Source organism: Uruburuella suis (genome assembly GCF_004341385.1).
Classification (GTDB): domain Bacteria; phylum Pseudomonadota; class Gammaproteobacteria; order Burkholderiales; family Neisseriaceae; genus Neisseria; species Neisseria suis.
In genome coordinates, this window is sequence record NZ_SLXE01000017.1 from 1 (window position 1) to 20,494 (window position 20,494).

General features: G+C 56.4%; 15 protein-coding genes. 12 read left to right on the plus strand and 3 right to left on the minus strand.

Going from position 1 to position 20,494, the window contains the following annotated elements:
* Positions 1-250 precede the first annotated feature (250 nt).
* Both speC and bamJ read left to right on the plus strand, forming a co-directional pair.
* Positions 251-2,398, plus strand: a complete 2,148-nt coding sequence (gene speC / locus EV680_RS07155; protein ID WP_132954065.1) for an ornithine decarboxylase — start codon at positions 251-253, stop codon at positions 2,396-2,398.
* A gap of 141 nt (positions 2,399-2,539) precedes the next feature.
* Positions 2,540-3,310 carry a BamJ family beta-barrel-assembly machinery protein gene (bamJ, locus tag EV680_RS07160; protein WP_132954066.1) on the plus strand — a complete coding sequence of 257 codons (771 nt, stop codon included), beginning with the start codon at positions 2,540-2,542 and terminating at the stop codon, positions 3,308-3,310.
* Positions 3,311-3,409: 99 nt separating this feature from the next.
* Here the strand turns inward: bamJ and EV680_RS07165 are convergent, their stop codons facing one another.
* Both EV680_RS07165 and EV680_RS07170 read right to left on the minus strand, forming a co-directional pair.
* Complete coding sequence (locus EV680_RS07165) at positions 3,410-3,673, minus strand: hypothetical protein (protein ID WP_132954067.1); 264 nt, start codon at positions 3,671-3,673, stop codon at positions 3,410-3,412.
* Between the two features lie 250 nt (positions 3,674-3,923).
* Positions 3,924-5,321 carry a hypothetical protein gene (locus EV680_RS07170; RefSeq protein WP_132954068.1) on the minus strand — a complete coding sequence of 466 codons (1,398 nt, stop codon included), beginning with the start codon at positions 5,319-5,321 and terminating at the stop codon, positions 3,924-3,926.
* Positions 5,322-5,458: 137 nt separating this feature from the next.
* Here EV680_RS07170 and EV680_RS07175 point away from each other — a divergent pair, with 137 nt between their 5' ends.
* A complete protein-coding gene (locus EV680_RS07175; protein ID WP_132954069.1) occupies positions 5,459-6,472 on the plus strand; it encodes a 2Fe-2S iron-sulfur cluster-binding protein in 1,014 nt (337 codons plus the stop codon).
* 224 nt (positions 6,473-6,696) lie between these two features.
* A complete protein-coding gene (locus tag EV680_RS07180) occupies positions 6,697-6,831 on the plus strand; it encodes a DUF3149 domain-containing protein (RefSeq protein WP_132954070.1) in 135 nt (44 codons plus the stop codon).
* Positions 6,832-6,973: 142 nt separating this feature from the next.
* On the opposite strand, the gene EV680_RS07185 is transcribed toward EV680_RS07180, so the two are convergent.
* Positions 6,974-7,312, minus strand: coding sequence for a P-II family nitrogen regulator (locus EV680_RS07185; protein ID WP_132954071.1), 339 nt, complete (start codon positions 7,310-7,312; stop codon positions 6,974-6,976).
* A gap of 217 nt (positions 7,313-7,529) precedes the next feature.
* Between EV680_RS07185 and purL the strand changes: the two genes are divergently transcribed.
* From purL to EV680_RS07225, 8 genes are all read left to right on the plus strand, one after another.
* Positions 7,530-11,468 carry a phosphoribosylformylglycinamidine synthase gene (gene purL / locus EV680_RS07190; protein ID WP_132954072.1) on the plus strand — a complete coding sequence of 1,313 codons (3,939 nt, stop codon included), beginning with the start codon at positions 7,530-7,532 and terminating at the stop codon, positions 11,466-11,468.
* Positions 11,469-11,995: 527 nt separating this feature from the next.
* Positions 11,996-12,232, plus strand: a complete 237-nt coding sequence (locus tag EV680_RS07195) for a FeoA family protein (protein WP_132954073.1) — start codon at positions 11,996-11,998, stop codon at positions 12,230-12,232.
* A gap of 93 nt (positions 12,233-12,325) precedes the next feature.
* A complete protein-coding gene (locus EV680_RS07200) occupies positions 12,326-12,559 on the plus strand; it encodes a FeoA family protein (RefSeq protein WP_132954074.1) in 234 nt (77 codons plus the stop codon).
* On the plus strand, positions 12,556-14,877 hold the full coding sequence (gene feoB, locus EV680_RS07205; RefSeq protein ID WP_132954075.1) for a Fe(2+) transporter permease subunit FeoB: 2,322 nt from the start codon (positions 12,556-12,558) through the stop codon (positions 14,875-14,877). The genes EV680_RS07200 and feoB overlap by 4 nt, the downstream gene beginning before the upstream one ends.
* On the plus strand, positions 14,874-15,140 hold the full coding sequence (locus EV680_RS07210) for a FeoC-like transcriptional regulator (RefSeq protein WP_132954076.1): 267 nt from the start codon (positions 14,874-14,876) through the stop codon (positions 15,138-15,140). Before feoB ends, EV680_RS07210 begins: the two co-directional genes overlap by 4 nt.
* A gap of 138 nt (positions 15,141-15,278) precedes the next feature.
* A complete protein-coding gene (locus tag EV680_RS07215; RefSeq protein ID WP_132954077.1) occupies positions 15,279-15,764 on the plus strand; it encodes a NanQ anomerase/TabA/YiaL family protein in 486 nt (161 codons plus the stop codon).
* Positions 15,761-16,831, plus strand: a complete 1,071-nt coding sequence (gene leuB, locus EV680_RS07220; RefSeq protein ID WP_132954078.1) for a 3-isopropylmalate dehydrogenase — start codon at positions 15,761-15,763, stop codon at positions 16,829-16,831. Before EV680_RS07215 ends, leuB begins: the two co-directional genes overlap by 4 nt.
* Before the next feature lie 738 nt (positions 16,832-17,569).
* Positions 17,570-20,329 (plus strand): cation-transporting P-type ATPase, encoded by a 2,760-nt coding sequence (locus EV680_RS07225; protein WP_132954079.1) that lies wholly within the window; start codon positions 17,570-17,572, stop codon positions 20,327-20,329.
* Positions 20,330-20,494: the final 165 nt, after the last annotated feature.

Sequence of the window (20,494 nt, forward strand, 5' to 3'; positions counted from 1 at the left end):
CAAGGTTGAACACCTTGCGAGCATTTTCAACGCAGCAGGCGCGTTTTTGAGCCAAAATATTGCCGCGTGATGAAATGTGAACAGACCCTAAGCATAAGCCAGCATCAAACAGGCCGTCTGAAACTTTTCAGACGGCCTTTCTGTATAGCCCCTTTCCGCCCCATTCCACCCTGCATTTGCTATAGACACCCTGCTCTATTTGCCCTATTCTTTTGCCCTGAAAACCACCCGCACACAAAAGGACAAGCCCATGAAAATCGCCGCCAGCAAAGGCACCGAATTTGCATTTGAGTGCAACTACAAAACCATGGACATCGACATGACCGATTTCACCAACGTGTGTGCCGTGGTGGCCACGGTGGCCGATTTGACTATGGTGTGGGAAGAATTGGAACGCATCGGCTTTGCCGTGCCGATTTTCGCAGCGGTGGAATACGGCCAGAGCGTGCCGGCCGAATGGCTGCCCGAAGTGTATGGCGTGATTGAATTGTCGCTCGACCAAAAATATTACAACGGCCAGCTCATCAATGCCGCCGCGGCCGATTATATCGATTCGCTCGACCCGCCCTTTTTCCAGGCCTTAAAAAACTACACCGATTACGGCAACGCCGCTTTCGACTGCCCCGGCCACCAAGGCGGCCAATTTTTCCGCAAGCACCCTTCCGGCCGCCGCTTTTTCCTTTATTTCGGCGAAACCTTATTTCGCGCCGATTCTTGCAACGCCGATGTGCGCTTGGGCGATTTGCTGATACACGAAGGCCCCGCCTATGCCGCACAGGCGCATGCGGCCAAAGTGTATAACGCCGACAAAACTTATTTCGTGCTCAACGGCACCTCCGCCGCCAACAAAGTGTGCATCAACGCGCTGGTGGCACACGGCGATTTGGTGCTCTTTGACCGCAACAACCACAAATCGGTGCATCAAGGCGCGCTCACCATGAGCGGCGGCATTCCCGTGTATATGCAAACCGCGCGCAATGCCTATGGCTTAATCGGCGGCATTCCCGCAGCCGATTTCGACGAGCAAACCATACGCGCGCGCATACGCGAAGTGGCGCCCGAGCGCGCCGATGAAGCGCGCCCGTTTCGCTTGGCGGTGATTCAGCTGGGCACTTACGACGGCACGATTTACAACGCCCGCCAGGTGCTCGAGCGCATCGGCCATTTGTGCGACTATATTTTGTTTGATTCCGCCTGGGTGGGCTACGAGCAGTTTATTCCGATGATGCGCGATTGCTCGCCGCTCTTGCTCGATTTGAATGAAAACGACCCCGGCATTTTGGTGACCCAATCGGTGCACAAACAACAAGCCGGCTTTTCGCAAACTTCGCAAATTCATAAAAAAGACAACCACATCAGCACCCAGCCACGCTATTGCAACCACAAGCGCTTCAACAACGCTTTTATGATGCATGCCTCTACCAGCCCGTTTTACCCGCTGTTTGCCTCGCTGGATGTCAATGCCAAAATGCACAAAGGCAAAGCCGGCCTGCGCATGTGGCGCGAGTGCGTGATCGGCGGCATCGAAGCGCGCAAAATGCTGCTGCAAACCTGCAAACTCATCAAGCCTTTCGTGCCGCCCAAGGTTGACGGCACGCCGTGGCAGGCACACGACACCGAGCAAATGGTGGACGACATCCGCTATTTCCGTTTTGCCAAAGATGCGGCCTGGCACGATTTCGACGGCTACGCCGAAAACCAATATTTCATCGACCCCTGCAAGCTTTTGCTCACCACGCCCGGCATCAACCGCGACACCGGCGAATACGAAGCCACCGGTATTCCCGCTTCCGTGCTGGCGCATTATCTGCGCGAGCGCTCGCTGATTCCCGAAAAAGCCGACCTCAATTCGATTTTGTTTTTGCTCACACCGGCGGAAAACATGGCCAAATTCCAGCATTTGGTGGCCACCATCGCCCGCTTTGAAGAGCTATACGAAGCCGATGTGTGGGTGCGCGAAATGCTGCCCGGCCTCGTGGCGGCGCACCCCGTGTATCAAAACATGCGCATTCAGGATTTGTGCCGCAAAATGCACAACTTCTACCGCGAACACAAACTCAACCAATTGCTGCAAGACATGTTTCAGCGCGAAAAATGGCCGAAGCTGGCGCAAATGCCGTCTGAAACCCACGATGCCTATATCCGCAACCGCATCGAGCTTGTGCCTTTGAGCCGAATCGAAGGCCGCATCGCCGCCGAGGGCGCGCTGCCCTATCCGCCCGGCGTGCTCTGCATCGTGCCCGGCGAAGTGTGGGGCGGCGCGGCTTTGCAATATTTCCGCGCGCTCGAAGAAGGCGTCAACGAATTGCCCGGCTTCGAGCCGGAAATCCAGGGCGTGTATTGGGAGCGCGACGAAGCCGGACGCAAATACGCGCTGGCTTATGTGGTGAAACAATAAAGCTCGAGACCTTTGCCTGTTATATATTGAGGCCGCCTGAAACTATTTTATGTTCAGACGGCCTCAATATTACATTCCGCCCATTATCTTAACCAAAACTTGGTTATAATGCTTTTTTACGTTTTTCATTCAGGAATCATCATGAACAAAACTTTCAAACTCGGTGCCGTTGCGCTGGCTTCCGCCCTTGCTCTGGCCGCCTGCAAACAAGAAGTGAAAAGCGCCGATGCCGCTTCCGGCACGCAAACCGCTTCTGCCGCCGCCTCCGAGCTGGGCACACCCGCGCAACAAGCCAGCTACGCCATGGGTGTAGATATCGGCCGCTCGCTCAAGCAAATGAAAGACCAAGGCACCGAGATTGACATCAAGCTCTTCAACGAAGCCGTGCAAACCATGTTGGATGGCAAAGAGCCGAAAATGAATGAGCAACAGGCGCAAGAAGTGATGATGGCATTCTTGGCCGAGCAACAGCAAAAAGCACAAGCCAAAATGGCGGAAGATGCCAAAACCAATCTTGAAAAAGGCGAAGCCTTCCTGAAAGAAAACGCCGCCAAAGAAGGTGTGAAAACCACCGCCTCCGGCCTGCAATATCAAGTGAAAACCGAGGGCAGCGGCCCGCAGCCCAAAGCCGATGAAATCGTTACCGTGGAATACGAAGGCCGCCTGATCGACGGCAGCGTGTTCGACAGCAGCAAACAGCACGGCAACGAGCCGGTCACTTTCCCGCTCAACCAAGTGATTCCGGGCTGGACCGAAGGCTTGCAGCTGATGAAAGAAGGCAGCGAATACACCTTCTTCGTGCCGGCCAAACTGGCCTACGGCGACCGCGCCATGGGCGACAAAATCGGCCCCAACAGCACGCTGGTGTTTGATGTGAAGCTGGTTAAAGTGGGCGCGCCCAAAGCCAAATAACAAATCGGATTTGCAAGCTTGAAAGGCCGTCTGAAAGGTTTCAGACGGCCTTTTATCATCATCACAACCTTGCAGCAAGCGTAGACACGATTAGCTTTGTTAAAACAAAGCGTAATCATACGCATGACACAAAACGATGTTGTCTGAAACTTTTTTCAGACGGCATTGTTTTGTCAGATTGAAAGCTTTGTAATACCGAATATCTGTCGCAACTGCAAAGACGGCTGCCCAGTACAAAGCAGCGCCGTTGGTGCGCACGCCGCGCTTTTTTGCGGTGTAATCATATGCATGTATCGTGCACGGCATTGGATGTAAGTTAATTGAATCTTGCAGGCCGTCTGAAACGCCAATAGTGAAATGCATAAAAAAGTGATACGGCGGGTAGGTTGGTTTTCAACCCAACAAATCCACAGGCCGTCTGAAACGTTGGGTTTATCAACCCAACCTACGCCGTTGTAAAATGGCGTTCCGTGCCACTTTTTCTTGCATTCACCATATTTGACTTTGGGTGCGCACGCCGCGTTTTTTGCGGCGTAATTCATATGCCTAACATAAAAATGCCGTCTGAAACTTTCAGACGGCATTTTGCAACGGTGGCCGAGAAAACATGCGCTTAAGAAGCTTTGCGCCCCACCACATGCTCTTCAATCACATTGGGCGCTTGCGGCAATTCGATGTCTTCCACATCACCGCTGTCATACGCAGTGTCCGCATAGCCGTCAATAGCGGACAAGCCGTATGCATCTTGGCTTTTGACGGATTTAATCAAATCGGCAATTTCAATCACTTTGGCATTTTGCGGTTTAAATGCAAACACCGGCTTGCCGTAGTTGAAAAGCTTCACGCCCGCATCGATGTTCAACACCTGCGCTTTGCTGCCGTTTAGCTGCATATATTGGCGCAGGCCGAGCAGACGGCCTTTTCGGTCGAGATAAAGGCTGGTAAACATCGGGCTACCGAGCATTTTGTCGGCATCAAACATTTGATTGGCCTCTAAACTTTGGCGGGCAAATTCACGCACTTCTTCATAGCCTTCAGCCGTGGCGCCGGCTTCGGGTGTGGTGCGCTCCAACTCATCGAGTTTGGCGAGGAAATCGCGCAACAGCGCTTCATTATAAAGGCGGCTGTTGGCCGTGTTCATCGAATATTCCACGCGGTAGCGGCTGCCGGTTTGCTTGCCGAAAGCGTCCATTTCTTTCAAGCGGAAGGCTTCGGGCGGCAAAGCTGAGTAAGCGCTGTAGGCCGCTTGCACAAAGGCATTCATGGCATTGCGCAGCGGCAGGCCTTTTTTGTCTTTTTCGCTGAGCGTGAAGCGTATCGGCTCGTGAATCAGGCGCTCGCGCATCGGCATGTCGGTGAAAAAGCCCAGCACCACCGGCACCAGCGCCGGCGTGTCGACGGTAACACTCATGTCTTTGCCGTTAAACAGCATCGGCACTTTAATCGAAGTGTATTCATTGCGCCCTTGCAGCACCAATTCAGGCGTGAGCTCCATTTTTTCTGCACGCAAATCCAATGCACCGTCCACTTTCAGACGGCCATTGGCAATATAATGCGCCAGCGCCGGATATTCTTGCAGGTAATCTGCCATTTTGCCGCCCATGTTGCTGGCATAAGCATCAATAAAAGCCTGCATGGCAGCGGCTTCGTCTTGTGCGGCGGCAATGGCGGCGGCTTCCTGCTCGGTTTCAGCCGGCGAAGCATCACTTGCCGCTGCGGCATCGGCAGCCGCTGCGGCGGCGCTTGCGGCGGTAATGGCTTCATCAGCAGCGGCGGTTTCATCAGCCAAGGCTTGTGCCTGCCGGTTTACCGAAACGGTTTCCGGCGCCACGCCCTCTTGCGGTTTGCTCAAATAAGCGCGCATTTCGCCTTGGAAATTATAGCTGTGATCTTGCTTCAAGCTGCGCGCCATCGAAATTTGCGCCATTTCATACGGTGTTTTGTCGTTGAGGCTGCCGCAGGCGCTCAAGCCCAACACCGCCAGCGAGGCGGCCAATAAGGTTTTTTTCATGCTCTGCTCCCTTGTATTATCTTAAATATAAAGAGCGCTTATTCTAAAGTAGAAAACCCGTTCGGGCTACTGCGCAGCCAGCAAAACACGCGAAAATTCGCTATAATCGGCTCTTTTCCGCCAGCCTGCTCCGAATTATGCCTTATACCGTTACCCTCGCCCCCGACCACACCGCTTTCACCGTTGAAACCGGCGAGCCGATTTTGGCTGCGGCCAAACGCCAAAACCTCAATCTGCCCCATTCCTGCCAAAACGGCATTTGCGGCCAATGCAAGGCCGAAGTGCTCTCCGGCCAAGTGCAACAGGGCAGCCATGCCGAATTGGCGCTGAGCAGCGAAGAGATGGCCGAGGGCAAAATATTGATGTGTTGCAGCACGGCGCAAAGCGATGTGGCGCTGAAAGTGGCGGGTTACAACGGTGCCGGTGCGCCACCGGTAAAAACGCTGCCCGCGCGCGTGGCCGGCATCGAATTTCTCCATGATGTGGCGCTGCTCAAGCTGGCTCTGCCCAAAGCGCCGCCTTTTGTGTTTTGGCCCGGCCAATACATTGATATTCTGCTGCGCGACAACCATGTGCGCAGCTATTCGATGGCCAATCATCCGGCCAATGCCGATATTTTGGAATTGCATATCCGCAAACACGAGGGCGGTTTGTTTTCCAATATGTTGTTTGGCGAAGCGGCCAGCGTGAAAGAAAAAGCCATTTTGCGCATTCGCGGCCCTTTGGGCACATTCACCCTGCAAGAGAGCGAGAAGCCGGTGATCATGCTCGCCACCGGCACCGGCTTTGCGCCGATAAAAAGCCTGTTGCGCCACATGATTGCCATCGGCAGCCGCCGACCTGTGCACCTTTATTGGGGCGCGCGCCATGAAGCGGATCTGTATCAATTGCAAGAAGCCGCCGATTTGATTGCCGAGCTGCCCGATGCACGTTTCACGCCGGTGTTATCGAGGCCGTCTGAAAGCTGGGCGGGTGCGCGCGGCTACATCCAGCAGCATGTGTTGACCGATTATGCCGATTTATCGGCCTTTGAAGTGTATGCCTGCGGCTCGAGCAAAATGATCATGGGCGCGCAGCAAGTGCTCGAGCAAGAACGCGGCCTGCCCAAAAATGCTTTTTTCTCCGATGCTTTTACAGAAGCGGCCGTCTGAATCATCCCTCAGTAAAATCAAAATCGGCTCAGATATTTATCTGAGCCGATTTTGCTTAAACCGCCTTAACCTGCCTCTATCTGCTTCATTTTCAAGCTTTTCCCCGCCAACCGTGCCAACCTTGACTTGTATCAAAGCCGGAACACAGTTTTTATCTATAATCGCACCAACGCTGCAAAAAGCGCATCAACAACAGCAATAACAAAATATTAAAGGGAACGATTATGGAGCTGCTTAAAGAATTATTCGCCTCGCCTGTGGGCATTTTATCTTTTATCACCATTGCTTTTGTGATTGTGATTGCCACTTTTTTATTTTTCTGGGTGAAAAAACAAGCCGACCAAGCCCCGAAAAACTGATTTACCTGCTGTATCTCTTTCCTCTTGATGTGTGTGTGTTTAGGGTGTGACCGTGGTCACACCCTTTTTTTTATCTGCAACAGGCCGTCTGAAAAGCCGGTTATCTACGGTTATCTTTCAGACGGCCTGTTGATCACGATTTTCACACAGCCGCATCGGAGCGCTCGCCGGTGCGGATGCGCACGGCTTCTTCAATGGGCGACACAAAAATTTTGCCGTCGCCGATTTTGCCCGAGCGCGCCGCTTCCACAATCACTTCCACCGCACGTTCCACATCGGCATCGGCGAGCACCAGCTCGAGTTTGACTTTGGGCAGAAAATCCACCGCATATTCTGCACCGCGGTAAATTTCGGTGTGCCCTTTTTGGCGGCCGAAACCTTTCACCTCGCTCACCGTCATGCCGGTGATGCCGATTTCGGTTAAGGCTTCACGCACATCATCGAGCTTGAAAGGTTTGATGATGGCTTCTATTTTTTTCATACGGCCTCCTTGTGTGTTGGGCTTATCGGTTGCTGATGAGGTGAAATTAACATAAACATCCGCTTTACACAATCGGCTTGCATACGGGCTTTTCAGCCTTGTTGCGGCAAGGCACAACGGCCGTCTGAAGCACACTTTCTGCATAAAATACCCAAGCAGAAAAGGCGGATTCGGCGTACAATCGCACTTCTTTCCAACCGCACTGTGAGCCGAATTTATGTCTGTTGTTTTGCCCTTGCGCGGCGCTACTGCCTTGTCTGATTTCCGTGTTGAAAAATTATTGCAAAAAGCCGCTGCCGCCGGCCTGCCTCCCGCCGGGCTGAAGAGCGAATATTGGTATTTTGCAGGCAGCGCCGATGCGCCGGATGCTGAAAGTATTGAAAAATTGCAGGCCTTGCTGGCCGCCGAAAGTGTTGAGCAAACACCGCAAGCATCAGCAGGCCTGCATTTATTTTTGATTGCCCCGCGCATCGGCACCATTTCGCCGTGGGCCTCGAAAGCCACCGACATCGCCCGAAATTGCGGCTTGGATAACATCGAACGCATCGAGCGCGGTATGGCGGTGTGGATTGAAGGCGCGCTCACCGAAGCGCAAAAACAGCAATGGGCGGCGCTCTTGCACGACCGCATGACCGAAAGCGTGCTGACCGATTTTCAAGCGGCCTCGGCGCTGTTTGCCCATCCGCAGGCACAAACCTTCAACACGGTAGACGTGTTGGGCGCCGGCAAAGAGGCTTTGATGCAGGCCAACCGCGAATTGGGCTTGGCGCTATCGGCCGATGAAATCGATTATCTGGTGGAAAACTATCAAATTCTGGCGCGCAACCCCAGCGATGTCGAGCTGATGATGTTTGCGCAAGCCAACTCCGAGCATTGCCGCCACAAAATTTTCAATGCCGATTTTATTCTCGACGGCCAAGTGCAGCCGAAATCATTGTTCGGCATGATACGCGACACCCATAAAGCCCACCCCGAGGGCACAGTGGTGGCTTATAAAGACAATTCTTCCGTGATTGAAGGCGCAAAAATCGAACGCTTTTATCCCAACGCCGCTGAAAACCAAGCCTACCGCTTTCACGAAGAAGACACCCACATCATCATGAAAGTGGAAACCCACAACCACCCCACCGCCATCGCGCCCTTTGCCGGCGCGGCCACCGGCGCGGGCGGTGAAATCCGCGATGAAGGCGCCACCGGCAAAGGCTCGCGCCCCAAAGCCGGCCTCACCGGCTTTAGCGTGTCCAACCTCAACATTCCCGGCGCAGAGCAGCCGTGGGAGCAATATTCAGCCACAGAAGCCGCCTACGGCAAACCCGGCCACATCAGCAGCGCGCTCGACATCATGCTCGAGGGGCCGATTGGCGGCGCCGCGTTCAACAACGAGTTCGGCCGCCCCAACCTTTTGGGCTATTTCCGCACCTTTGAAGAGCAATATCAAGGCCAGATGCGCGGCTATCATAAGCCCATCATGCTTGCCGGCGGCCTGGGCAGCATTCAGGCGCAGCAAACGCATAAAGACGAAATCCCCGAAGGCGCGCTGCTCATCCAACTCGGCGGCCCCGGCATGCTCATCGGCTTGGGCGGCGGCGCGGCTTCGAGCATGGACACCGGCACCAACCAATCCGATTTGGATTTCAACTCGGTGCAGCGCGGCAACCCTGAAATCGAGCGCCGTGCGCAAGAAGTAATCGACCGCTGCTGGCAGCTGGGCGCGGCCAACCCGATTGTGTCGATTCACGACGTGGGCGCGGGCGGCCTCTCCAACGCCTTTCCCGAATTGGTGAACGATGCCGGGCGCGGCGCGGTGTTTAAATTGCGCGATGTGCCGCTGGAAGAGCACGGGTTGAGCCCGATGCAGATTTGGTGCAACGAAGCGCAAGAGCGCTATGTGTTGGCCATTCTCGAAAAAGATTTGGAAACCTTCCGCCGCATTTGCGCGCGCGAGCGCTGCCCTTTTGCCGTGGTGGGTACCGCCACCGACGACGGCCATTTGCAGGTGCGCGACGATTTATACAACAACAACCCGGTGGATCTGCCGCTCAATGTGCTCTTGGGCAAGCCGCCGAAAACCACCCGCAGCGACAGCAAACAAATGCCGTCTGAAAGCGTGTTTGACGCCGGCCAATACGATTTGCGCGAATCGGCCTACCGCGTGTTGCGCCTGCCCACCGTGGCTTCAAAAAACTTCCTCATCACCATTGGCGACCGCAGCGTGGGCGGCCTCACCCACCGCGACCAAATGGTGGGCAAATATCAAACGCCGGTGGCCGATGCCGCCGTCACCATGATGGGCTTCAACACCCACCAAGGCGAAGCCATGAGCATGGGCGAAAGGCCCACCGTGGCGCTGTTTGACGCGCCTGCTTCCGGCCGCATGGCCATTGGCGAGGCCATCACCAATATTGCCGGCGTAAACATCGGCAAAATGGGCAACATCAAGCTTTCCGCCAACTGGATGGCCGCCTGCGGCAATGCCGGCGAAGACGAAAAACTCTATCGCACGGTGGAAGCCGTGTCGCACACCTGCCAAGCGCTGGGGTTGAGCATTCCGGTGGGCAAAGATTCGCTTTCCATGAAAACCGTGTGGCAGGATGAGGGCGCGCAAAAATCAGTGGTGTCGCCCTTATCGCTGATTATTTCGGCCTTTGCGCCGGTGCAGGATGTGCGCCGCACCCTCACGCCCGAACTGAAAAACACGACCGACAGCGCCATTTTCGCCATCGATTTGGGCTTCGGCCGCAGCCGTATGGGCGGCAGTGCCTTGAGCCAGGTGTGGAAAAACATCAGCGGCAGCGCACCTGATCTAAACAACAGCCATCATTTGGCCGCTTTTTACCAAGTAATGCAAAGCTTGGTGGCCGGGGGCAGACTTTTGGCCTATCACGACCGCGGCGACGGCGGCCTTTTGGCCACGCTGGCCGAAATGAGCTTTGCATCGCATTTGGGCATGAATCTGGATTTGGCGGCCATGATCGAACAAACCCGCGAACAAAGCGGCAGCAACAAGCTGCAAGACGCCGCCGCGCGCACTTTGTTTAACGAAGAATTGGGCGCAGTGATACAAGTGGCGGGCGAACACATCGAAGCCGTTCAGACGGCCTTTGAAGAAGCCGGCCTGGCCGCTGCGCTGCATCAAATCGGCGCCATCAACCACAGCGAGCGCCTGCTGATTCAAAACCGCAACACCGTGCTGCTCAACGAAGACCGCCTCGACCTGCAAAAAGCCTGGGCAGAAACCAGCTGGCAGATGCAGCGCCTGCGCGACAACCCCGAATGCGCCGACAGCGAATACGCGCTTTTGGCCGACGACAAACGCAGCGCCCTTTTTGCCGATTTAACCTTCGATGTAAATGAAGACATCGCCGCGCCGTTTATCAACCGTGGCGCGCAGCCGAAAATCGCCGTTTTGCGCGAGCAAGGTGTAAACGGCCAAATCGAAATGGCCGCCGCCTTCACTCGCGCCGGCTTCGATGCTTACGATGTGCACATGAGCGATTTGATGGCCGGGCGCGTGCAACTGGCCGATTTCCAAATGCTGGCCGCTTGCGGCGGCTTCAGCTACGGCGATGTGCTCGGCGCGGGCGAAGGCTGGGCCAAATCGGTGTTGTTCCACCCGCAATTGCGCGACCAATTTGCCGCCTTTTTCAACCGCCGAGACACCCTCACGCTGGGCGTGTGCAACGGCTGCCAAATGGTGAGCAATCTGGCCGAAATCATTCCCGGCACGCAAGGCTGGCCGAAATTCAAACGCAATCAAAGCGAGCAATTCGAAGCGCGCTTGAGCATGGTGAACGTGCCCCAATCCGCCTCGCTGATTTTGGCCGACATGGCCGGCTCCAGCCTGCCGGTGGTGGTGAGCCACGGCGAAGGCCGTGCCGATTTCGCGCATGTGGGCGGACAGGTTTCAGGCGGCCTCAATATCGCCCTGCAATATGTCGACGGGCAAAACCAAATCGCCGAAGCCTACCCGCTCAATCCCAACGGCTCGCCGCAAGGCATTGCCGGCGTGAGCAGCGCCGACGGACGCGTGACCATCATGATGCCGCACCCCGAGCGTGTGTACCGCAGCGCACAAATGAGCTGGGCGCCCGAAGGCTGGGGCGAATTGAGCGGCTGGTACCGCTTATTTGCCGGCGCACGCAAGGCATTGGGCTGATTAAGTTTACGCCACAACATCAGCAAAAGGCCGACTGAACGTTTCAGGTTCAGTCGGCCTTTTATCATGAGATATATAACGAATGAAAACTGATACACGCCGGCGCAGGACGTGTGACACACCACGCAAACAGAAGCCATTTAAACCTTAAACTGCATGCGTGGTTGCGCTACATTCCCTACACACGATTTGAGATTTATTGTCTTTGTTTCAGTTTTCTGCTAATCCACTATAAATTGTTGTTGCTTGGATTGAAAGCCGCAATATCAAGCCAATTTCAAATCGGCTTGATTCTTCGCAGGCTGCTGCAAAAACCTCTCTTTCCTGCACAACACCATTGCTCAAAAATTAACGATTTCAATTCCTATTCATTATTTTTTGAGCAATATCAATTTTTGGCTGTCAAAGCGGCGTAGAATTTCCAAAACAGCAATTTTCAGCTATTGAATCAGTAATGATTCTTGTTGCCTTTATATTTAACAAGGCCGTCTGAAAACCACACGCAAATCATCATCAAGGAAAAAAGCATGAATCTTCCGCCAACCTTTCCCCTCAGCATGGCCGCTGAGCACACGCCGGTGCGGGTGGTGTCGATCAAAGGCACACCCGATTTTGCCAAGCGCATCGCCGAAATGGGCCTCAACCCCGGCGCGGAAATCAGCGTGTGCCAGCGCAGCGGCAGCGGCCTTTTGGTAAGCCGCAGCGGCACGCGCTTGGCCTTGGGCGGCGGCATGGCGCACCGCATTTTGGTGTGCGCCGTTTAGTTTAATCGTTTTTCAACCCTATTTCACACACCTTTTCAGACGGCCTCAATACTCTTGAACAACAAGGCCGTCTGAATAAATTGGAAACCACACATGGCCACCCTGCAAGATTTACGCCCCAACGATCGCGCCCGCATCAGCGGCTTTGCCGAAACCGGCCGCGCCTACCGCAAAAAGCTGCTGAGCATGGGGCTCACACCCGGCGCCGAGCTCACCGTGAAACGCATCGCACCGATGGGCGACCCGGTGGAAATCAGCGTGCGTGGTTTTTCTTTATCGCTGCGCAAAGCCGAAGCCGATGCCTTGCTGGTGGAGAAATTATCATGAGCCAACGCTTCACCTTAGGCCTGATCGGCAACCCCAATTGCGGCAAAACCACCGTGTTCAACGCCCTCACCGGCTCGCGTCAGCGCGTGGGCAACTGGCCGGGCGTAACCGTGGAGCGCGTGAGCGGAGAATTTTCACTGGGCGGCAACACTTTTGAAGTGGTGGATTTGCCCGGCACTTATTCGCTGGATGTGACCGACCAAGAAGTGTCGCTGGATGAGCAAGTGGCACGCAGCTATGCCCAAGAGCAAACCACTCATTTGGTGGTGAACGTGGTGGACGCTTCCAACCTCGAGCGCAATCTTTATCTCACCACCCAGCTTGCCGAAATGCAGGTGCCGCTGCTGCTGGCTGTAAACATGACCGACGTGGCCGCCGACAAAGGCATGAAGGTAGACACCGCGCTGCTGGCGCAAAAATTGGGCTGCCCCGTGGTATCGCTAGCCGCCGCTTCGGGCAAAGGTGTGGCCGAATTGAAGCAGGCCATCGCCCAAGCCGCTGTCGCACCGCAAACTACCGCGCTGGTGCCGCATTATGAGCCTGCGCTTGAGCAGGCTGTCGAGCGCCTGCTGCCGCTGCTGGCCGATGCCCCCTCACCGCGCTGGCTGGCGGTGCGCCTGCTCGAAGGCGATGCGCTGGCGCAAAAAAGCGCCCCGCCCGCCGCATTGGCCGCAGCAAAAGCCGAAGCCGCCGCGCTGGGCGACGACATCGACATTATGGTAGCCGATGCGCGCTACGGCCTGGCCAACCAATTGGCCGCAGCCGCCGTGCACCACAGCGGGCGCATCGGCCGCGACCTCACCGAGCGCATCGACCGCATTGTGCTCAACCGCGTGTTGGGCATTCCCATTTTTTTGCTGATGATGTATTTGATGTTTATGTTTACCATCAACATCGGCGGCGCATTTATCGATTTTTTCGATCAATTTTTCGGCGCGGTGTTTGTAGACGGCTTCAAAGCGCTGCTGCAAAGCGCAGGTTCGCCCGAATGGCTCAATCTGCTCTTGGCCGACGGCATCGGCGGCGGCATTCAAACCGTGGCCACGTTTATTCCGATTATCGGCTTTCTGTATCTTTTTCTTTCCGTGCTTGAAGATTCCGGCTATATGGCGCGCGCGGCTTTTGTGATGGATCGCTTTATGCGCTGGATCGGCCTGCCGGGCAAAAGCTTTGTGCCGCTGATTGTAGGCTTCGGCTGCAACGTGCCGGCCGTGATGGCCACCCGCACGCTGGAGCACCGGCGCGACCGCTTGATGACGATTGCCATGGCACCTTTTATGTCGTGCGGGGCGCGCCTGCCGGTGTATGTGTTGTTTGCGGCGGCTTTTTTCCCGCACAACGGGCAAAACATCGTGTTCAGCCTTTACCTTATCGGCATCATCGCCGCCGTGTTCACCGGCCTGGTGCTGAAAAACAGCTTGCTCAAAGGCGAGGCCACGCCTTTTATCATGGAGCTGCCGCCCTATCACCTGCCTACGCCCAAAGGCATTCTGATTCACACCTGGAACCGCCTGAAAGGCTTTATCGTGCGCGCCGGGCGCGTGATTGTGCCGATGGTGCTGGTGCTCAGTGTGCTCAACGCCATCGGCACCGACGGCAGCTACGGCAATGAAAACAGCGATAAATCCATGCTCGCCGCGGTGGGCCGCAGCATCACGCCGGCTTTATCGCCAATGGGTTTGCAGCCCGACAACTGGCCGGCTTCAGTGGGCATTTTCACCGGCGTTTTGGCCAAAGAAGCCGTGATCGGCACACTCAACGCCGCTTACAGCGCCTTGGCCGCCAGCGACAGCGGTGCGGCGGCCGCCGATGAAGAATTCCACTTCGGCAGCGCCGTGGCCGATGCCTTTGCCACCATACCGGCCAACTTGGGCGAAGCGCTCGGTGCCTGGGCCGATCCCTTAGGCTTGGGCGCGGCAAACAGCGGCGAAGCGGCCGTTGCCGAAGAAAACCATTTGGGCACAGGCACATTCGGTGCCATGCAGAGCCGCTTCGACGGCACCATCGGCGCGTTTGCCTATTTGCTGTTTATTCTGCTTTATTTCCCCTGCACCGCCACCGTGGCCGTGGTGTATCAAGAAGCGGGCGCGCGCTGGAGCGCATTTGTGGTGCTGTGGACCACCGGCCTGGCTTATTGCGCCGCCACTTTTTATTATCAAGCCGCCACTTTTGCCCGCCACCCCACCCAATCAGCCGTATGGATGGCGCTGGTGGGCGCGGTGATGGTTGCCGCCTTTTTCGGCCTGCGTTTAGCCGGCAAACGCGTTGACAAAGTATCGCGCACCCAAGCCGCCGCAAGCAAAGGAAACGCATCATGATTATCACCGATTTGAGCCAATATCTGCGCCGGCACCGCCGCGCCAGCGTGGCCGATATGGCGATGGGGCTGGGCACATCCGCCGAAGCGCTCGCACCCATGCTCGACATGCTCGAGCGCAAAGGGCGCATCCGCAAGCTGCCCGAGGGCAGCAGCTGCGGCAGCAAAAGCTGCTGCAAGTGCGACCCCGCCACGGTTGCCCTTTATGAATGGGCCGGCAGCGAAGCGGTGCAAACGCCGATTGAAATTCACCGCGGCCGATAATGCCTGCACGCTCTTTCAGACGGCCTTGTTTACATTTTGTTTACATTTTTACTTCAGGCCGTCTGAAACAGTTTTTCCCACTGCCCTTCGTAAAATAGGGTAAAATCGCCCCACCCTGTTTTCATCAAGGCTTATGTCATGGTTTTCGACCAAATCGCCCGTGCCGAGCGCTATTACGCGCTGCATCCGCTTTTTCAGACGGCCTTTGAATTTCTGCACACGCTCGATTTGGCCGCCATCGACCAAGCCGCTTATGAAATCCGCCCCAACAAACAATTGCGTGCCTTTATCGGCAGCGAGCCGATGCGCAGCGCCGAAGCGGCCAAGCTCGAAGCCCACCGCCACTACATCGATATTCAGATTCCGCTGGGCGGCAGCGAAGGCTACGGCTGGCGGCCGACACAAGAGCTCACCCAAAGCGTGGCGGGCTATCAGGCCGAGCGCGATGTCGAATTTTTTCACGACCCGGCCAGCGCCCATATCCACGTGCGCCCGGGCGAATTTCTGATTCTGTTTCCCGAAGATGCCCATGCGCCTTTAATCGGCAACGAAGCCGAAATCAAAAAACTGGTCTTCAAAATCGCCGTAAACCCATCATCAACCGACTGCAAGGAACACTCATGACCCAACACATCGCCATTCTGCCCGGTGACGGCATCGGCCCCGAAATCATCGCTCAAGCCGTGCGCGTGCTCGACCGGCTGATTGCAGAAGGCCTCGATGCCGCCTATCAATATGCGCCCATCGGCGGCGCCGGCTACGATGAATACGGCGCGCCCTATCCCGAATTCACCCAAAAGCTCTGCCATCAGGCCGATGCCGTGCTGCTCGGCGCCGTGGGCGGCCCGCAATACGACAATCTCGATCGCCCCCTGCGCCCCGAGCGCGGTTTGTTGGCCATCCGCAAAGATTTGAATCTGTTTGCCAACCTGCGCCCGGCCATTCTCTATAAAGAATTGGCCAACGCCTCCACGCTCAAGCCCGAAGTGGTGGCCGGCTTGGATATTCTGATTGTGCGCGAGCTCACCGGCGACATTTATTTCGGCGAACCGCGCGGCATTCGCACGCTCGAAAACGGCGAGCGCGAAGGCTTCAACACCATGCGCTACAGCGAGAGCGAAATCCGCCGCATCGCCCACGTGGCTTTTCAGGCCGCACAAAAGCGCAACAAAAAAGTGTGCTCCGTGGGCAAAGCCAATGTGCTGGAAACCACCGAATTGTGGCGCGAAATTTTCGATGAAATCGCCCCCGAATACCCTGATGTTGAATTGAGCCATATGTATGTCGACAATGCCGCTATGCAGCTTGTGCGCGCGCCCAAACAGTTTGACGTAATCGCCACCGGCAATATTTTCGGCGATATTCTGAGCGACCAAGCTTCCATGCTCACCGGCTCCATCGGCATGCTGCCCTCCGCTTCGCTGAACGAAACCGGCAAAGGCCTGTATGAGCCCTCCCACGGCTCCGCACCCGACATCGCCGGCCAAAACAAAGCCAACCCCTTGGCCACCATCTTGTCGCTCGCCATGTTGTTGCGCTACAGCTTCGGCGATGAAGCACGCGCGCAGCAAATCGAAGCGGCGGTGCAAAAAGTGCTCGAACAAGGCTGGCGCACCGGCGACATTTTCGAAGCAGGCACCAAGCTTGTGGGCTGCGCCGAAATGGGCGATGCCGTGCTCGCTGCGCTTTAATGCCGGGCAAATAAATAACCTGCAATTCAATATATCCCGCAGGCCGTCTGAAAGCTTTCAGACGGCCTGCGACATATCTTATAGATGCGGCAATTAATTATTGAATATTCACATCCTCTTACCCGCAGCAGAAACCTGTTCCCTCTCCCGTGGGAGAGGGCTAGGGAGAGGGCAACAAGCCAAAGGCTTGTTTGCCGGCATCTGAAAATATTCAATATTTAATTGCCGAATCAATAATATATATATGTGGAATGCAAAAAAAATAACACAGCGGCGCAGGTGCGCACGCCGCACTTTTGCGGCGTAATCATACGGATGAAAGCACGCAGCGGCATGACACACAAAGGCCGTCTGAAAGAGGTTTCAGACGGCCTTTGTGTGTCATGCGTACGATTACGCTTTGTTTTGACAAAGCTAATCGTACCTACGCGGCTACACGACTGATATTTCAGACGGCCTCTTCCGAATACACCTCTGCCGACAATTCATTGATTTCTTTCCGCGCCCATAGTCGATACCCGATTTTTTCTCTTGCCCGCTTGAGCGCTGAGTCGTTTCAAAAGCAACAAACCCTGTGCTATCATGGTGCAGTTTTTCTGCGCCTGCACGCACTCGACTGTGCAGCGCATCACACACCATCAGGCATAACACCACAACCATTACCCTTGCCTGCTCACCGCCCCAAAGGCTGCGGACAATCACCCGTTTTTATCTTGAGGCCGTCTGAACGCGCCAGCCATGTCTGTGCGCCGCCATGCCGCCGCCCTTCATGGAGAAACGCCGATGACATCCCACCCCACACCCCACACCCCCGACCATTTGGCCGCCCATGCCGAGGAAGCCGCCGCCGTGCTGGATGCGCTGCACACCCGCGCAGAAGGCTTGAGCGCCGAAGAAGCGGCGCAAAGGCTGGCGCAACACGGTGCCAACCGCCTGCCCCAAGCGCCGCGCAAACACCCGCTGCTGCGCTTTCTCGCCCACTTTCACAATGTGCTGATTTATGTGTTGTTGGCCGCGGCGGCGGTTACTGCCGCGCTGGGGCATTGGATAGACACCGGCGTGATTCTGGCCGTGGTGGTGGCCAACGCTTTAATCGGATTTATCCAAGAGGGCAAAGCCGAAGAAGCCATGGCCGCCATCAAAAGCATGCTTGCGCCGCATTCGGCGGTGCTGCGCGACGGCCGCCGCCAGCGCTTGGATGCCGTCGATTTGGTGCCCGGCGATATTGTGCTGCTGGAAGCGGGCGACCGCGTGCCGGCCGATTTGCGCCTCATCAACGCGCGCGGGCTTAAATGCGAAGAGGCGGTGCTCACCGGCGAATCGGTGCCGGCAGACAAAAACACCGAGCCCGTAAGCGCCGATGCGCCCTTGGGCGACCGCACCTCAATGCTCTTCAGCGGCACGTTGGTGGCCGGCGGCACCGGCTTGGGCGTGGTCACCGCCACCGGCAGCCGCACCGAAATCGGCCGCATCAGCGGCATGCTCGCCGATGTGGAAACGCTCACCACGCCGCTGCTGCGGCAAATGGATATTTTTGCCCGCTGGCTGACGGTGTTTATCCTGATTGTGGCCGCCGCCGTGCTCACTTACGGTTATTTTGTTGAGCATCTGGATTTTGCCGGCGTGTTTATGTCGGTGGTGGGCTTGTCGGTGGCGGCCATTCCCGAAGGGCTGCCCGCCGTGCTCACCATCACGCTGGCCATCGGCGTGCGCACAATGGCGCAGCGCAACGCCATTGTGCGGCGGCTGCCGGCCATTGAAACGCTGGGCGCGGTGTCGGTGATTTGCTCCGACAAAACCGGCACGCTCACCCGCAACGAAATGATGGCCGCCGATGTGGTGATTGCCGATCAGGTTTATCAGATAGCAGGCGAAGGCTATGCGCCGGCCGGCGGCATTTTGCGCAACGGGCAAACTTTGGCGGCAGGCGCAGATCCGCTGCTCACCGCCTTTGCCCGCGCCGCCTATTGCTGCAACGATGCCCGTTTGCACGAACAAGAAGGCCAATGGCGCACCGAAGGCGACCCGATGGAAGGCGCGCTTTTGGCGTTGGCAGGCAAAATCAGCGGCCAAGGCGGGCAGGCTTTTTCCGGCTACACGCGGCTCGATGCCGTGCCTTTTGATGCGGCACACCGCTATATGGCCGTGCTGAGCCGCGATTCAGACGGCCTGCCGCATATTTATGTGAAAGGCGCACCCGAAGCCTTATTGGCCATGTGTGCACAACAGCGCACGCCTGAGGGCAATGCACCGCTGGACACCGATTACTGGCTGCAACAAGTGGAAAAGCTGGCCGAAAAAGGCCGGCGTGTGCTGGCTGTGGCCGAGCAGGCCGCCACCATCGGCCAAACCACCCTGAGCAACGCCGATATCGCGCAATCGCTTCAATTTATCGGCCTCGTCGGCCTGATTGATCCGCCGCGCTCAGAAGCCGTGGCGGCGGTGCAGCAATGCCATGAAGCCGGCATACAGGTGAAAATGATCACCGGCGATCACGCCGCCACCGCGTGCGCCATTGCCCGCGAAATCGGCCTCTCCCACACCGATAACGTGCTCACCGGCAACGATTTGGATTTTATAGACGATGCCGGGCTGGCCGGCCGCATTCTGGAAACCGATGTGTTTGCCCGCACCTCGCCCGCCCACAAGCTGCGGCTGGTGAAAGCGCTGCAATCGCACGGCCTCACCGTAGCAATGACGGGCGATGGCGTTAATGATGCGCCTGCGCTCAAGCGCGCCGATGCCGGCATTGCCATGGGCCAAACCGGCAGCGAAGCGGCCAAAGAAGCCGCCGATCTGGTGCTCGCCGATGACAATTTCGCCTCCATCGTGGCCGCCGTGCGCGAAGGGCGCACCGTGTATGACAATATCCAAAAAGTAATCAGCTGGACGCTGCCCACCAACGCCGGCGAAGCGCTCACCATTATTGTGGCGCTGCTTATCGGCACCGCGCTGCCCATCACGCCGGTGCAGATTTTGTGGATTAACCTGATTACCACCGTCACGCTGGGCATTGCGCTGGCTTTCGAGCCGGCTGAAGCAGGCAATATGCAGCGCGCGCCGCGCCGGCGCGATGCCCCGCTGCTCTCCAGAATGTTGGTGTGGAATATTGTGTTGGTGGCGCTTTTGATGTTTGCCGCCGTGTTCGGCGTGTTTGCCTATGCCAAGGGCAGCGGCCATTCGCTGGCGCTGGCACAAACCATGTCCATGAATATGCTGGCGGTGCTGGAAATTTTCTATCTTTTCTATGTGCGCAATATCTACAGCACCTCGCTCAATTGGCAGGCCGTGCGCGGCACGCCCGTGGTGTGGCTGTGTGTGGGCATCGTCACGCTCGCACAGCTGGCCATCACTTATCTGCCTTTTTTGCAGCCGCTGTTCGGCACCGAGTCTATCCCGCTTTCAGACGGCCTCTTGATTATCGCCGTGGGCGTGGTGTTTTTTGCGCTGATTGAGGTGGAAAAGCAAATGCGTTTGGCCTGGGTGAAAGCGGTTTAATACCCATTCGAAAAAATAACCTAACTGCGTTGTCTCGCCTTGCCGTACTAGATGTACTGTCTTCGGCTCGCCGCCTTGTTATCTTATTTTTCGAATGGGTATAACATGGTCGGATTTACAAAAGGCCGTCTGAACAGGTTTAAAATCCTAACCGAAATTAACGTT